This window comes from Pseudomonas sp. PDM32 (assembly GCF_019219225.1).
Taxonomy (GTDB): Bacteria; Pseudomonadota; Gammaproteobacteria; order Pseudomonadales; family Pseudomonadaceae; genus Aquipseudomonas; species Aquipseudomonas laurylsulfatiphila.
Window position 1 is genome coordinate 139971 of the sequence record NZ_JAHUWE010000011.1, and the last position, 15618, is coordinate 155588.

Genomic DNA, 15618 nt, shown 5'->3' on the forward strand with positions numbered 1-15618 from the left:
GTCTCCTGTCAGCCGAGTTTCTTGTTCACGTCCACCAACAGCGCTTCGATCTCCTTGCGGCGCCCGGCATCAGCGCTCTCGCGGCCAGGTCGGGGCGCAGCCTGCAAGGCTTTTTGCAACGCTGCCCTGGCTTCGACATACCGCTTCTGACGGTAGAGGTGATCGCCCCAGAAGTACAGGCTGTCGATGCCGTTGGGGTTTATTTGCAATGCCAGCTTGAGCAACTGCTCGGCCTTGTCCGAATCGCCGAAACCGATGGGCCAGCCCGGTACGCGGTCATACAGGGCCCCCAGGCTGGTATAGGCTGAGCCTTGCAGGGCCTTGGGGTCCAGGGCCAGGGCTTTTTCCAGATCGGCCTTGGCATCCTTGACCTTGCTCAGCGCACCCAGCCCGCCCTGGGCGCCCGCCCAGCTACTGGTGACGATGCCAGACCAGATCCACGCCTCCGCCACCGATTGGCGCTCCTGCTTGAAGCTCGAAGCCTGGGCGGCCAGCTTTTCAAAAGCCGCAGTGCGTTGTCCCTCGGGCAACTCGTACTGAATGTGCGCCCAGCTTTGCTGGATACCGTTGAGACGCTGCTGGTCGGCAGCATCCAGCGCCCAGACACTCTGGCTCAATGCGCCCAGCAGCAGGCAAGCGATGATCTTTTTCATGGTTCGAGATTCTCCTGGTCGGGTTTCTGGCTCAGGCGGCGAATCAGTGGCAATTGCTTGCGCAAACCACGGTCCACCAGATGGGGCAGGAAGCTGTTCAGGCGTACAAAAAAACGCTCGGGCCAGCCCAGGTACAAGTCGCGACGGTCACCGGCAATGGCGTGAATCACCGCCGCCGCCACGGTTTGCGGATCGTCGACATTGGCCTTGAGCGCATCATTGAGCGCTTGGGCTGCCGGGCTGTTCATGCCGGTACGGGTCGCTCGCGGGGCGACGTAAAGCACACTGACTCGGGTGTCCGCCAGCTCTCGGCGCAGGGCTTCGGAGAACCCGCGCAGGGCAAACTTGGTGGCGCAGTAGCTGGCGTAGCCGGGGTAGCCAATGGAGCCATAGGTCGAACCGACGTTCACGACCATCGCACTGTCGGCTTGCTTGAGCAGTGGCAACATCAGTTTTGTCAGGCACATCGGCGCACTGATGTTCACCGCGAGCATCGAATTGATCTCACTGTCGCCGAGCTGTTCGAGCATGGCGAAATGGTTGACCCCGGCGGCATTGATCAGCAGGTTGATGCCGCCGATGTTCTGGGCCCGCGCCAACACTTCGCGGCGGTCGGACAGCAATGTCAGGTCCGCACGGACCCAACACAAATTATCGGGATATAGTTCAAACAGCGGCACCAGGGGCTCCCGATGACGAGCCACGGCCAGCACTTGGGCACCACTGGCGCACAGTGCAGTGGCGATGGCCAGGCCGATGCCGCCACTGGCACCGGTCAACACGACGCGGGCTTCAGACAGGCGCATGCAGGTTCTCCCCGTTACGCGGCAAGCCACGAAACATATCGGCGTAAAGCCGGTACACCACTTTGGAGGCATGAATGACGGCGGCCTGGTCGTGCGGGTCATCCAGGGTGTCCATCAGTCGACGGTAAGTCTGCATGTGTTCGATATCCAGCGAACCGTGGGAGCTGAGGTAGCTGAAAGCGCTTTCCGGCAAGTCCAGGCGCTGGCGAATACTGCCGGCGGCGTGGGTCGCCAAGGCGATGCTCGTGCCTTCAAGCACGTTGACCATGCCGAACAGTCCCACCGGGTTGTCCCGGGCAATCAGGTCGTAGAGGAAGCTGACCATCAATTCGATCGGCAATGACGGGCGCCCATCGCGTACAGCGTCCCTGTCACCGCCGCAGGCTTGAATGTCATTGAGTACCCATTGTTCGTGGCCGTATTCGTCCTCGATGTATTCACAGACCGCTTTGCGCAGCCATTCCAGGCGCGAAGGCAGGCACGCTCCGCAGGCCATCATCAACGGCACGGTATGGCGCACGTGGTAATAGGCCTGTGCCAGAAAGGCCCGGTAACTTTCCAGGCTGACGTCGCCCTGCAGCGCATCACGGATGATCGGCAGGTTGAACAACTCATTGCGTTCTTGCTCAGTGGCTTGCTGCAACGTGTCAAAAAAACTCATGGTGCGGATTCCTCGGAAAATGCAGATTCGGTCAATTGCCGCCGGTAGCGCTCGATGATGGCGTCACGGCGGGGCCGGCCATTGGCGGTGAGCAAACCGTTGGTGGCGGTAAAGGGTTGGTCGAGCCGACTCCAGTGGCGGACCTGGGCGTACTCGGGCAAGGCCTCGTTGGCCTGGGACACGGCGGCGGCCAGTTGTTCGTCGGTACAATCCGGGCGATGCGGCCACAGCAGCGCATGGTTGTGGGGCATCGCCTCGCCATAGACGAAGGCCTGGGCAATAGGCCCGCGCTGGGTCAATTCGGCTTCCACCCATTCGGGGTTCACGTTGCGCCCGAAACTGGTCACGAACTGATGCTTCTTGCGTCCCTTGAGGTAGAGAAAACCTTCGGCGTCGAACTCGCCGAGATCGCCACTGGGCCACCACTGGGCGGTGTGCGGCGCCTCTCCCAGATAGCCCAGCAAGGTCGACCCCTTGATCAGCACTTCTCCGTCCTCCGCCAGGCGAATCTCCACATGGGGCAATGGCCGTCCGACACTGCCGGGTCGCCGAGCTTGCGGGCGATTGAGGCACACCACCGATGCGCACTCGGACAGCCCGTAACCTTCATAGACGGGTATGCGCACGCGTTCAGCGCGATGCAGTAGAGCTTCACTGACCCGGGCACCGCCCACGGCGGCAAAACGCAAGTGCCGTGGATCGAAAGCCTTCTGCTCGGCAGCACCGACCAGCATCAGCAACAACTGCGGCACCAGGACCAGGCTCTGGGGTGTCCGGCTGGCCAGGCAACCCAACAGTTTCGGCACTTCCACACCGCTGGCGCCTGCAATTCCCAGGGTTTTCTGGCTGGGCAGGCTCAAGGTGGCCCCGGCATACAGCGCGGCGTAACAACCGATGTTCTCCAGCAAAATGGCCAGCGGCAGCAGCGCCAGGTGGTGTTGCGGGTCGGTGGGTTGGCTGGCCAGGTCCAGCTCGCGAGCGACCCGCAGAATGCTGTCGGCACTCAAGCACACGCCCTTGGGTGTGCCTGTGGTGCCCGAGGTGAAGGTCAACTTCGCGGTGCCTTCAGGCATCCGGCTGGGGCCACTGAACGTGCGGTGCCAGAACTCGCCGCACTGCTGATATCCAGCGGCTTGTAGCTCTTCCTGCAATGACGGTTCGGCAATGACGTGTTCGGCCTGGCTTTGCTCCAGGCAATGCTGGCGTTGCGCCAGACTGAAAAAAGGCGGCAAGGCCACGCAGGTCAAACCCTCGAACAGCGCGGCCAGGTCCCATAGCAGGGCTTCGCTACCATTGTCCAGGGCCAGGGCGACTACCCTGACCTCTTCATCGCGCAGGCGCTGTTGACGATAAATGACCTCGGTATAGAGCGTGGCGTAGTCGAGCTTGCGATGGTCGTCCCACAAGGCAATGGCGTTGGCTTTTTGCTCAGCATGATTACCCAGGGTCTGTTTGAAACGCTCTATTTCAGGCGACATGGCAGGCCCCTTCAATGGAGGTCGGCAAACCCAGGCGACTGAACAGGCCGATGTTGCGCAAATGAATGAACCCGGAGCGGATATTGCCGAAATGAACCCAGGGTTTGCTTTCGTAGTAGCTGCCCCAGGCGTGGCGGTCGTCGCCCAGGCGTGCCGGATCAGCAGCACATAGGGTCACGGGCTTCAAGCCAAGGCGATGAAAGCTATTGACCAGCCCCAGATTTCCGGTGAAGGCGACCCATTCCAGTCCCCCCATGGCCAGCAGGTAGGTCATGGCGATGATGCTCATCCGCGCGCTGCCGGTGTCGCTGGCAGCCAGGTTGCCGACCTCGACGATGGCTGAGCGGCTTACGGTGTGGTCGGCCGCGGCACTGATCAGTGGATCGATCGCCTCGTCCAGATAACCTTCCAGAAACAGCGGTCCGCTGCTCGCCAGACGCGCGCCAACCACAGCGCAAAGCGTGCCGGACGCATCGCTCATGCCAAACAGCTCCGGCATGAAGTGGCGAACATCGGCGCCGTGGGCCCTGCGAAACCGTTGCTGGATAAAGGCTTCGAAGACACTCCTTTGCGGGGTGTCCGGCAAGGCCCTGACAAGATGCATCTGCTGTGCTTCGGTCAGGCCAAAGCGCAGCGGCAACTGAACGTTCCAGTTGAAATCGGACATTGAAAAACATCTCCCCGGATCAATTGGGGAGCAGTATCAAAAACAATTCTTAACGAAGTCTGAAGGTGACAAAACGGTTCTCTTCAGGGGCCTGCTGCGCGAGCAAAGCAAAAAAGCGCGGCCTGCGATCTTTTAGCGGTTTCGGAATCGCTTAAGATCAAAAGATCGCAGCCTTCGGCAGCTCCTACAGACGCACCCGATACCCTGTAGGAGCTGCCGCAGGCTGCGATGGTCGTTAACGATAACGCGTGTGACCTGGATGAACGCAGCGCACTTGAGTCCATCGCCAGCAATCGAGCGTCGACCGGCTGCTCCTACGGTCTCCCGGGCCGCCGACGCTGCGCGGTTAAAAGTGCGCCGTATCCGCCCCGGCAACCGGCAGGCTGGTCGACAGGGGTACGCTCTGCGTGACGTTGCCCATCCGGGTGATTTCCACCTGCACCTTGTCCTTGCCGAGCAAGTAGTCAGCCAGCTTCTGTGAAAACGGCCAGTAGTTCAGGTCGGCCGTCAGGGTCAGCGGGCCGACGGCGTCGGCCGGCACCAGGAAGGAGAACTCCCCGATATCGTAGCCCTTGGGCAGAATGCGGTTGTCCGAGAGAATTTGCGTGGCATTCCAGACCTCGACGTCCAGCGGGTTGCCGTCCTTGTCGCCTATGTGCACCTTGAAATTTCGCGTGTTGACTTCGGTCTTGCCGTCCTTGATCGAGCCCAGCCGGTAGATCTCGCGCCCCGTGGCATCCTGCACGCGGAAATCGATCCACATCTCCCGGCCCTCCGGAAAGCCGGTCGGCAGCTTGTGCCCTGCGCCGACATTGGAAACCTTGACGGCGACCGAGGTGTATTGCCCGGCAACGATCGCTGCCGGCAATTGCTCGAAGGTTATTTCCCCCGCGCGCGCGAGCATGTTGCGAGCCCGTTGTGCGCCCTCATCCTGACCGAGATGGTTGAGCATCATCGCGTTGGCCCCGCTGAACCAATGCGAGGCGACCTCCTCGCGATCCGGCCCCATGATCGCGGCCTTGCCCTTGAAACCCGGCATGTGGCAGCTCTGGCAGGTGACATCGTTAAGGCTGTAGGTGCTCTCCTGCCATTCGTCATAGGTGCGCTCCACCGCCACGCTGCTGAACGGGTGCGTGACGTTGTGGCAGGTGCCGCAAAAGTCCGAGCGGGTGTGCAAAGCCGAGTACACCGTGTCGTGATAAGGCGAGACGGCGTCTTTGCGCGGGCCGAACTTGGTCGGTTTGCCGTGCGCCCGGGGGCTCAGAACATAGGCGCCGTTGTCCAGGCCCGTGCGGGCACTGATGTTGTGGCAGGTCTCACAATCGACCCCGGGCATCGGAGTGTTCTTCGCGCTGTCTTCAACCGAGGAGCGGTTGACTTGCGAGGTGATCTGCCCGGTCGTGAGACCGATCGGTGTATGGCAACCGGTGCAGAAGTTATCGACCTTGCCCTCGGTGGCCGAACTCGCACGCTTGAGCAAGGCCCGATAGATGGGTTCATCCCAGGCCTGGGACATCATCGACGAGCGCCACTGCTTGTAGATCTCCGTATGACAAGCGCCACAGACCTGGGCATTGTCGAAGTCCTTCACATTCAAGACCAGGTTACCGGTGGTATTGGCCCGGTGCGGGAAGAACGGCATCCCGCCATTCACATGCATGAGCCGGGAGCGTGCCGGCTCCAGCCACTTCTCATTGCTCTGATTGTCATTGCCCTGATTGTTACTGCTCTGGGGTTCGTCGGCCGCCACCAGCGTCACCGTCAGCAGGCAGGCCAGAAAGAACAAAATACGGCGAGCCAGAGGCCTGAGCGCCAGGAACAACGGTATGAACAATGTCACCAGGGAAATGTTCAAGTCGACAATAGCCAGCTTGACGCCTGGCGGTACGTTGAACATTGCCATGTAAGACCCGGCGCTGATCGTCCATAGAACAATCAAGGCCGATAGCCCATGCAGCGCTAACTGTGCACACGTTGATCTGGAGTGGCTCATAGCATTTCCTCTGGACGGTTCGCAGAGGATGACTGCAGTACTTCTATTGAGTCGCCAGGGGTATTTCGTGATGCAAACCGATGGTTACATGCAATCACTCAATGGGTACTTACAGCTCCACAGCTTGCCGACGCGGACCTTTCATGAACGGGACAAGCTCATTCAGCAATTACCCTGCCATTGCAGTAACAAAATATGTGCGATGAGCGGAAGGTCCCTGCAAACATTCGTCGAAAGTTGAAATGCCGTGCTGATACTGGCGTGAATGCCGCTGGGGAATAGCGCCCCGTTTGTGGGGATGCTCACACCGAAATCGGGGGCCACTCACCGCCTTGAGTCGATCCCCCTTACTCCCTGTCTTTCGTCGTCCGGATGAGATTGCCCCGTAACTTCACGATGGCCTTCTGCATTTGCACGAACTCGTCTGGATCGAGGCCGGTTTGCGGGAAGCCGTCTTCGCGCAGGCCTTCACGCAGTGTTCGGCCCTCTTTTGTCAGATTGATCCGCACCTGGCGTTCGTCTTCCGGATCGCGCTGGCGCAGCAGATAACCCATCGCCTCGAGCTTCTTCAGGATCGGCGTGAGGGTGTTGGATTCGAGAAACAGCTTTTCGCCAAGGCTGCCGACGGTCTGATTGTCTTCCTCCCACAGCGCGACCAGGGTGATGTATTGCGTGTAGGTCAGGCCGAGCCGTTCGAGCATCGGCTTGTAGGCCTTGCCGAAGGCCAGGTTGGTGGAATAGACGGCAAAACACAGGAAGTCGGAGAGTTTCAGATCCAGGGCGGATGTCTTGTCGGTGTTTTTCATGGACGTTCTCAGGGGGCAGTCTTGCGAGACCGAACTATACGTCGTACGCGATGGTATCGGAAGTGCGCATAAACACCGACGACCGGCTCACCGGGAACATCCCCGTTGAGCCGGCCGTGCTGCGGGTCAGGCCGTCAAGACATTGATGTCAACATCAATGTTGCCGCGTGTGGCCTTGGAGTACGGGCAGATGGCATCGGCGTTGTGGGCCAGTTCGGTCGCCACCCCATGCTCCAGCCCAGGCACGCGCAAGGTCAGTCGGGCCTGGAGGAAGTAGGCCGCGCCGGTCTGGCCCAGATCGACTTCAATGTCGACAGCCGTGTCGGTCGGCAGTGTCACCTTCATTTGTTGGGCGGCCAGCCCCACCGCTGCGATGTAGCAGGCCGACCACGCTCCGGCGAACAGTTGCTCGGCTTTCGGGTGCGGCTGAACGGCGGTCAGCACGTGTGCCGGTGTGTCGCTGCCGGGGGACGACAGCACGATGTCGAGGTTGCCGTTGTGACCACGCGACGTATTGCCCGCGCTGTTATGGGTGGTGTGGGTTTTGCCGCTGGCCAGTACTTTTTCGATCTTGCTCATGATGATTTCCTCAGGATTACAATCAGTTATATTCGTATGCGCTTGCATCGTATGCGATATTTGTAATGCGTCCGCGCGTCACGCCGTGATCACGTTCAGGGCAACATCGATATTGCCGCGTGTCGCTTTGGAGTAAGGGCAGATGGAGTCGGCGATGTGCGCCAGTTCGGTCGCGACATCCTGTGCCAGCCCTGGCACGCGCAGGGTCAGTCGGGCCTGAAGGAAGTAGGCCGGACCAGTCTGGCCCAGGTCCACTTCAATGTCGACGGTCATGTCCGCCGGCAAAACGATATTGCGTTCCTGTGCCACCAGCCCCACTGCTGCGGTGTAGCAGGCCGACCAGGCCCCGGCGAACAGTTGCTCGGCTTTCGGATGCGGCTGTGTGGCGGCAAAGACGTGGGCTGGCTGGGTGGAACCCGGTGACGACAGGATGATATCGAGGTTGCCGTCGTGACCGCCGACATTGCTGCGGGTGGTGTGGGTTTTGCCGGTAACCAGTACTTTTTCGATTTTGCTCATGGGGATTTCCTCAGGGTTTAAAGTTCGTGCGATTGTATCGCATACGATGTTTATGGCATTCAAAAAGACAACGTTCCTCAATTGGCCTGTGCAACGATCCAGTTGTTGCCGTTGTGGCCATGGGAAGCTTGAGCGGTAGCGATCAACAGGGTGCGGCGGCTTCCGGTGTTCATGGCTGAATCTCCAAACGGCAAGGGTTGCCTGTATTTGTTGTCGTATTCGACTAGATCGCATGCGATAGATGAATATTCATCCAAAGCCCCAATGATGTCAAAGCTTATTTTATGCCTTGGCGATGAGCGGCAGGTTCGCGGCCGACCGAGCTGCCCTCCCCCTCGCCGAACCAAGGGATGAGCGGACAACCGGGGGGAACACAGATAGCGAAATATCTGTAGGAGCTGCCGGAGGCTGCGATCTTTTGATTTTGCTTTTGCGATCTGGAGATTGCTGAAGATCAAGATCAAAAGATCGTCCGAACGCGGCCCGAGCCTTCGGCAGCTCCTACAGGGGAGCACGTGCACCACCAAACAACGAGGCCGATCGCGGCGGGCTCCTACAGTTCTCGGTGTTCCCCGGAACTGCATGAACACATCGAGTAGGAGGCGGCTTCACAGCCGCCGTCCTCTCACACCACCGTACGTACGGTTCCGTATACGGCGGTTCAGGTTATGCGGCTAAGCCGGTTGATCGTATCCAGTATCGAGACCAGCCCAAGTCGATCCCATAGCTTCTTCGGTAGTGCCTGATTCATATGTGGCGCTCCCGAGTTCCACCATGGGCCCCGGCCATTGAACGCAGATTTACAGGCACGTGCTTCGTTGAGCCCCAGACGCATCAGGTTGCGCGCCCTCGTGGAGGGCCGCTTCCATTGACGCCATATGGCACAGCGAAGTTTGTGACGCACCCAGCCGTCCAGTTCTTCAAGTGGCCGTTTGCTCTGACTTAGCTTGAAGTAGCCAGCCCAACCACGCAGCACGGGGTTTATCCGTTCGACGACATACGTCATCGAGCGGCCCCGTACCCGACGCAGCAGTTCCCTGAGTCGGTCGCGTAAGCGATGCAGGCTCATGCTCGCCACTCTCAGCCTCGGCTGTTGGTGCCAGCTCATCCCATAACCCAGATAATCACAGACCCAAGGCCGTGCCACTCGGCTCTTTTCCCGATTGAGGCTTAGTTTCAAGCGCCGGTTCAGGAACCGTTCGACGCTGACCATCACTCGTTCACCAGCACGATGACTACGCACATAAATGTTCGCATCATCGGCATAACGCACGAAATGATGACCCCGTCGTTCCAACTCGCGGTCGAGTTCGTTGAGCAGGATGTTCGACAGCAACGGCGAGAGCGGGCCGCCTTGCGGCGCCCCTTCCTGTCGTCGACTGGCGATACCGCCTGACATCGTTCCAGCCTCGAGATAGCGGCGAATGAGCGTGAGCACCTGCTTGTCTTCGATTTGACGCTCTATGTGGGCCATCAAAATGTCGTGATTGACTCGATCAAAGAACTTCTCAAGATCAAGTTCCACGCACCAGCGGTGCCCCGTCGCCACATGGGCGCGGGCTGTTTCAATGGCTTGGTGAGCGCTTCTGCCCGGACGAAAGCCGTAGCTGGAGTCCGAGAACAGCGGGTCGAAGATCGGCGTGAGCTGTTGCAGCAGTGCGTGTTGGATCAAGCGGTCCACGACGCAGGGGATACCCAGCTGTCTGGTGCCGCCTTTGGGCTTGGGGATTTCGACGGCGCGTACACCTTGCGGGTGATACTCGCCGGCCAGCAACCGAGCCTTGAGGATCGGCCAATACTGTTTCACGTAGCCCGCCAATTGGTCGACCGTCATACCATCGGCACCCGGTGCACCCTTGTTGCTGACTACCCGTTGATACGCACGCTTAAGGTTGGCCGGTGCAAGCACCCGCGCCATCAGCGTGTCCGGCTCCGCTTTCGTCCACGCCACAGACGCCGCCGATGCCTGTGCACTGCCAGCCGTCGCCCGCGGATTCTGTCCGGAACTAAGGGTCACAGTTCTCCCTCGGAGAAATTTCTGCTTTTCGACATTCGACGAGACTCTGACGCCTACTGGCGGCATAACCTGTTCGGCCCTTGGTGGCGCGGTTATTCACCACTTACTACGGCCTCGGCTGACTTCTGCACGCTCATCCCGTCGCCTCTCGACGCTCGGTAGCACTGTGGCAAACGTACAGATCTCCCAGGGTAATTCGCGCGACCTTCCTGCTTATGCCTGTCGGATTTACGTCACAGCGTCCCGTGCAAGTATTGGGCTTTGACGATTTGGGCCGTCTCACCCCACTGCGCCGCCTCTATCCGCTTCCTGTTCGTCAGGCCAGCATTTTGCCTCGGGCTTCCTTCAGATTCGCGGTCGCCCGCGACACCCTTGCCTCTGGCTAACACTTCCCCTTGCCGGGTGTGTAGAGGACTTTCACCTCCAAGTCACCAGCGAGGCCACCACAGCCAAGCTGGTTGCGCTTGCGCGCAACGCGCCATGCCTGGCGCACCCCCCAAAAAAAAAAAAAACCCCCTCACAGGGAGGGGGTCTGGTGTTTTCAGGGTTCTAACGGTTTCACCCGTCTTCACCTGGACTTTCGTCAGTTCAACGCGCAGGAATTCCAGCGAACAGCCAGGTAGTCTCTTCAGCCGGCGCTGCCGCGTTGCGATTGCGCGCCCACTGGGTCAGCGCCACCATCGTCGCAAAGCCGAGCACGATCAATACCGGATAGGCCATCAGCAACTCGGTCAACGAGTATTTCCAGGCCAGCGGTCGGCCAACACCGAGCATCGCGGCATACAGCCAGGAAACGCCCGACAGTGCACCAGAGAACAGGGCAAACATTCGCACATTGATAGGCAGGTCAAGCAAGGAACCGGCCTTGAGCATGGCGGGCAATACATAGCGGTGCAAGAGCATGCCGTTGAATGTCAGCAACAGGACAATAATAACTTTGGCTTGAAGTTTCGGGTTGGCAAAATAAGTCATCCCTTTATCAAGGTAATCAATACCTATAATCGCTGCACCGGTGATCCACAAAAATAGCAACGCATTGGAAACAGACTTCTGCAAACTGGCCATATGATCATTATCGTGCCCGGAGGACACACGGCCTTTCAACAAATCCTTGACCATTGCGACATCGCTGGCAAACACCAGGCCAATCGCTACACAGCAAGCCAACAGGTGTACGTATACAACTCCTAAACGCATAAACTCCATGGATTCTTTCTGGCCAAGCAGGCCGATCATTGTATTAATATCCACGTATACATCTCCACTTATTGCGGCAGTGTGAAGTGACCATGCCCCAGGCTCGCGAATGAATTATCCACGCCTGCACAATCAAAGTTCACATTGATTGAAGCGACTAAATTAGTTTGGGTATTACAAGAGAGAGCGACTCGCCCCGCGAGTCAGTGATGACGTCATACTATCACTCCAGGTCTCAGGTAAAAAAAATCCCCATGTGCATTCCATTCAATGCAGATGAGGTATACGTCCATTTTACTAGGGAGTGCAGTGCGAAGCTCAAGGGATCCGCCTGCTGGAAGATCAGAGCGCAGAATACCCCAATTGTTCATTTTTCGAACAAAAACCACGACAAACGGTACTGTCGACGCCCCCTCAAAAGGCCGGTTTCATTGGCTGAAACCACCGTTGCAAAGCGGCTGAATCGTTTCACTTTCCGTGCCGGAAAAAAAAGCGGATTTCGCGCGGAACTCACACCGTTTGCCCCTGCAAACTGCGAAATTTGGCTCCCACGCAGCCGCGCCATTCAATGCTGGCAATACAGCATCCCGGAACGGAACTGCTACGCTTCAACAACGGCTTCGACTCTTTGCGAAACACCAGTGCAGGTCACCCTGAAGGCTGATGGAACAGTCGCATTAGCAGATCCTGTGCCCGAGGGAGTCAGCCTTCGTTGAGCAAAGGAGTGGGCATGCCCCCCCGCAAAAGCAAGGCTGCCGATGGCCTGGCAAAACAATCGGACGACAGCGCAGACGAGTCAGTCTTTCTCTCGCGCAAGGAGCGCCTGTTCGCAGGCGAGCAAATACGCGAACGCTTGCCCCATTCGGTTCACGGCGAATGGAAACCGCCGGGCAAACACCGCGACCCTATCGAACGCCTCGAAGAGTCCAACCGCTATCGACTGCCAAACCTGGTGCCGCTGCGCTACGGCCGGATGCTGCGCAGCCCGTTCACCTTTTTACGTGGTTCTGCGGGTTTGATGGTCCATGACCTGGCCACTACTCCAACCACAGGCATTGAGGTGCAAGCCTGCGGGGACTGTCACCTGATGAACTTCGGATTGTTCGCGACACCTGAGCGCAATCTGATTTTTGATATCAACGATTTCGACGAAACACTCCCTGCCCCCTGGGAATGGGACGTCAAACGCCTGGCAATCAGTTTTGTCGTGGCGGCACGCGATAACCGGCTCACCGATAAAGAGGCACGGGGCATTGCCGTCAAATGCGTTTGTGCTTACCGCGAGGGCCTGCGCAAATTCTCGAAAATGGGCCCGCTGGAGGTCTGGTATGACCGTCTGGATGCCCAAGCGATCATCGACATGGCGCCCAATGCCCAGATCAGGAAAATTCGCGAGCAAGTGGTGGCAAAGGCGAAGATGCGTCTGGGGGATTACCTCTACCCCAAGATCAGCAGCGAAGTCGGCGGTCGACGGCGACTGATCGATCAACCGCCCTTGCTTTTTCATGTGTACGAAAAGGACTTCAAGCAGCGAGTGCGTATCGCACTGCAGGAATATCGTTTGTCGCTGCCCCATGAACGACGTGTGCTCTTCGATCGGTACCGCCTCGAAGACGTTGCCGTCAAGGCTGTCGGCATTGGCAGCGTGGGTACCTACTGTTTCGTCGGCCTGTTCTTTTCTGCGGAAAACAACCCCTTGCTCCTGCAGTTCAAGGAAGCCTGCCCCTCGGTATTGGCGCCTTTTGCAGGCGACAGCGAATTCGAGAACCAGGGGCAGCGTGTGGTCACGGGGCAGCGGCTGATGCAGTCCTCCAGCGACATCTTTCTGGGCTGGACACGCGGACAAAATGGCCGGCATTTCTTTGTACGCCAGTTGCGCGACATGAAAATGTCAGCCCCCATCGAAGGCGTTTGCGCCGCAAGAATGAAGATGTACGCCGAGTGGTGCGGGCAAACCCTGGCCCGTGCCCATGCCAAATCCGGAGATGCCGCGCTCATCAGTGGCTACCTGGGCAAGACGGACTCCTTCGACCAGGCCATCGGCAAATTCTCCATTGCCTATGCCAATCAAAATGCGAAAGACCATGCCGCACTGCTGGCAGCAGAAAAGTCAGGGCGGATCCAGGCACTCAGGGAAGAAGAGTGATGAGGCCGATCCATCGCTCATGGATCAATCAAAGTCAGTCATCAGGCACGGAAGCCTCAAGGGCCCCCGTGCCTGGTCAGCGGATGGAGAATACCGCAGATCAGCGCCCTTCCAGTTTTTTCACGACGTCGTCTGTGGTCATCACGCCGTTGGCGATGTAGCGGAAATTGACCAGCGCGCTACCGTACCCGTCGCCGTCAGGCAGCTTCGGGCCGGCGATGGCATCACGTACCACAACCACCTCGAAACCGCGCTCCAGAAACTCGCGAAGGTGCGATTCGACGCACAGGTTGGATGCCATGCCGGCCAGGATGATCTTGTCGATCCGCTGCTTGCGCAACTGCAGCATCAGGTCGTTGCTTTGCGGGCCATACAACTTGTGCGGTGAGGCGACGATAGTCTTGCCGTCTTCGATGAAAGGTTTGAACTCCTTCATGAAGTCGGCACCCGAATTGCGGAATCCATCCAGCGTCAGGGCGCCCTTGCGATCGAAGAGCCCCAGTTTGTGCTGCACGGTCTCCGCCGGCGCCTCGAACTCCCATTCATGATCGTGGGGATAGTAGTAGTGCGGCGAGATGGCTACCGTCGCTGCGGCCTGCTTGAACGCCGCGAAAAGCCGGCTCAGGTTCGGCACGAGGTTTTGCTCGGTAACGCTCTGTCTGAAGACCGACCAGCCCGCCCCCTCCGGGCTCATGAAGTCGATCTGCGGGTCGATAACGACCAGCGCGGTTCGACTGGAATCCCATTCGAAGGTGGAGGCCGGGAGCGCGGGTTTGGCCGGATCGGCGTAAGGGTTCTCTGCGGCGAAGCCAACGCCGGAGGCTATCAGGAAAGCCGACAGCAACGTGGCGCAGGAGATCATTCTCGCGGCTTGAATTGTGTTGAAGGTCATTTGCACGTCCTCAATGTGGGGGGGGCATGTACGGTACGGCGAGAAAGCATCAGCAAATGGACATTAATCCCTGGATTTCGGCCGACAGGCGCAGCCATCTCGCGTGAGGTTTACGGGCTTGATGCGCGCCCCTGACCTTGCAGACGGCAAGCGCGTACCATGGCTCCCCTCCCATGCAGACTTTGGGCGCTCCGTTCATGCAACGTCACATCTGTTTCCTGGTCTACCCGGGGTTCGTACTGCTGGATTTGAGCGGCCCGCTCGAAGCCTTCTCCAACGCCAGCCGTGCGCGCCCCTCGGGCTATCGATTCACGGTCGCGTCCCTTGAAGGCGGATTGATCGAAGCTTCGAGCGGCGTGCAAGTCGCGACGCAAGCCCTGCAGGTTGTCGACCCGCTCGACACGCTCATCATCGTCGGCGCACCCACCGCCCCGATCGATGACAGGATGATGCCGATGGCAGCGGCGATACGGCAGATGTCCCCGCGCGCGCGCCGCACTGCCAGCGTCTGCACGGGCGCCTTCCTGCTGGCCGAAAGCGGCCTGCTCGACGGTCGTGTCGCGACCACGCACTGGAACTACGCGCCGCAATTGCAGGCACGCTATCCGGCGCTGCGCGTGGACGGTGATCGAATCTGGACCGAAGACGGCAATGTCTGGACGTCCGCCGGCATGTCGGCCGGCATCGACATGGCCCTGGCGATGATCGAGCAGGACCTGGGCAAGGAAGTGTCACGCGCTGTCGCACGCATGCTGGTGGTTTACTACCGGCGACCGGGTGGTCAGTACCAGTTCTCTTCGCTGCTGGATTTCGACCCGGGCTCGGACCGGATCCGCACGGTGCTGAGCTACGTGCGCGATCATCTGCGTGATGATCTGTCGGTTGAACGCCTGGCAGACGTTGCCCATATGAGCGTGCGCCAGTTTGGCCGCGTGTTCGCGGCATCGGTCGGGGTGACGCCGGCTAAAGCTATCGAACGCCTGCGAATCGAGTCGGCACGGCCGCTGGTCGAAGACGGGCACCAGACGTTCGAGGAGATCGCCAGGTGCTTCGGATTCGGCGATGCCGATCACATGCTGCGCAGTTTCGTGCGAGTCGTCGGGCGCACGCCGCAGGAACTGCGGCGCAGCGCCCGTCTGGCCAAAGGGGCCGGGAACAAGGGCGATCCATTGCCCGCGTAAGCGCAGACGCGTGCCTTGCGCAA

Annotated in this window: 14 protein-coding genes; 2 read left to right on the forward strand and 12 right to left on the reverse strand. The window is 59.3% G+C overall.

The window, feature by feature from the left end; all coding sequences use genetic code 11:
• Window positions 1-8: 8 nt before the first annotated feature.
• The 11 genes from KW846_RS21210 to KW846_RS21260 all read right to left on the reverse strand — a co-directional run bounded on the left by KW846_RS21210 (window position 9) and on the right by KW846_RS21260 (window position 11415).
• On the reverse strand, window positions 9-653 hold the full coding sequence (locus KW846_RS21210) for a tetratricopeptide repeat protein (RefSeq protein WP_218484942.1): 645 nt from the start codon (window positions 651-653) through the stop codon (window positions 9-11).
• On the reverse strand, window positions 650-1459 hold the full coding sequence (locus tag KW846_RS21215) for an SDR family oxidoreductase (RefSeq protein ID WP_218484944.1): 810 nt from the start codon (window positions 1457-1459) through the stop codon (window positions 650-652). The genes KW846_RS21210 and KW846_RS21215 overlap by 4 nt, the downstream gene beginning before the upstream one ends.
• A complete protein-coding gene (locus tag KW846_RS21220) occupies window positions 1446-2120 on the reverse strand; it encodes a TenA family transcriptional regulator (RefSeq protein ID WP_218484946.1) in 675 nt (224 codons plus the stop codon). The genes KW846_RS21215 and KW846_RS21220 overlap by 14 nt, the downstream gene beginning before the upstream one ends.
• Window positions 2117-3598, reverse strand: a complete 1482-nt coding sequence (locus tag KW846_RS21225; RefSeq protein ID WP_218484948.1) for an AMP-binding protein — start codon at window positions 3596-3598, stop codon at window positions 2117-2119. Before KW846_RS21225 ends, KW846_RS21220 begins: the two co-directional genes overlap by 4 nt.
• Window positions 3588-4265 (reverse strand): thermostable hemolysin, encoded by a 678-nt coding sequence (locus tag KW846_RS21230; RefSeq protein WP_218484951.1) that lies wholly within the window; start codon window positions 4263-4265, stop codon window positions 3588-3590. Before KW846_RS21230 ends, KW846_RS21225 begins: the two co-directional genes overlap by 11 nt.
• 346 nt (window positions 4266-4611) lie before the next feature.
• Window positions 4612-6258, reverse strand: a complete 1647-nt coding sequence (locus KW846_RS21235) for a multiheme c-type cytochrome (protein WP_218484953.1) — start codon at window positions 6256-6258, stop codon at window positions 4612-4614.
• Window positions 6259-6605: 347 nt separating this feature from the next.
• Window positions 6606-7064, reverse strand: a complete 459-nt coding sequence (locus KW846_RS21240; RefSeq protein WP_218484956.1) for a MarR family winged helix-turn-helix transcriptional regulator — start codon at window positions 7062-7064, stop codon at window positions 6606-6608.
• A 126-nt stretch (window positions 7065-7190) separates the two neighbouring features.
• Window positions 7191-7643 carry an Ohr family peroxiredoxin gene (locus KW846_RS21245; protein ID WP_218484958.1) on the reverse strand — a complete coding sequence of 151 codons (453 nt, stop codon included), beginning with the start codon at window positions 7641-7643 and terminating at the stop codon, window positions 7191-7193.
• 78 nt (window positions 7644-7721) lie between these two features.
• Window positions 7722-8162: an Ohr family peroxiredoxin gene (locus tag KW846_RS21250; protein ID WP_218484960.1), complete on the reverse strand. Its 441-nt coding sequence runs from the start codon at window positions 8160-8162 to the stop codon at window positions 7722-7724.
• Window positions 8163-8823: 661 nt separating this feature from the next.
• On the reverse strand, window positions 8824-10245 hold the full coding sequence (gene ltrA / locus KW846_RS21255) for a group II intron reverse transcriptase/maturase (RefSeq protein ID WP_218484962.1): 1422 nt from the start codon (window positions 10243-10245) through the stop codon (window positions 8824-8826).
• A 522-nt stretch (window positions 10246-10767) separates the two neighbouring features.
• Complete coding sequence (locus KW846_RS21260) at window positions 10768-11415, reverse strand: hypothetical protein (protein ID WP_007977914.1); 648 nt, start codon at window positions 11413-11415, stop codon at window positions 10768-10770.
• Between the two features lie 691 nt (window positions 11416-12106).
• On the opposite strand from KW846_RS21260, the gene KW846_RS21265 reads away from it, so the two are divergent.
• Window positions 12107-13522, forward strand: a complete 1416-nt coding sequence (locus KW846_RS21265) for a DUF2252 domain-containing protein (RefSeq protein WP_218484964.1) — start codon at window positions 12107-12109, stop codon at window positions 13520-13522.
• Window positions 13523-13622: 100 nt separating this feature from the next.
• On the opposite strand, the gene KW846_RS21270 is transcribed toward KW846_RS21265, so the two are convergent.
• Window positions 13623-14414 (reverse strand): cysteine hydrolase, encoded by a 792-nt coding sequence (locus tag KW846_RS21270; protein WP_218484966.1) that lies wholly within the window; start codon window positions 14412-14414, stop codon window positions 13623-13625.
• Window positions 14415-14611: 197 nt separating this feature from the next.
• Here KW846_RS21270 and KW846_RS21275 point away from each other — a divergent pair, with 197 nt between their 5' ends.
• Entirely contained in the window at window positions 14612-15595 is a 984-nt protein-coding gene (locus tag KW846_RS21275) for a GlxA family transcriptional regulator (RefSeq protein ID WP_095966210.1), read from the forward strand.
• Window positions 15596-15618 lie beyond the last annotated feature (23 nt).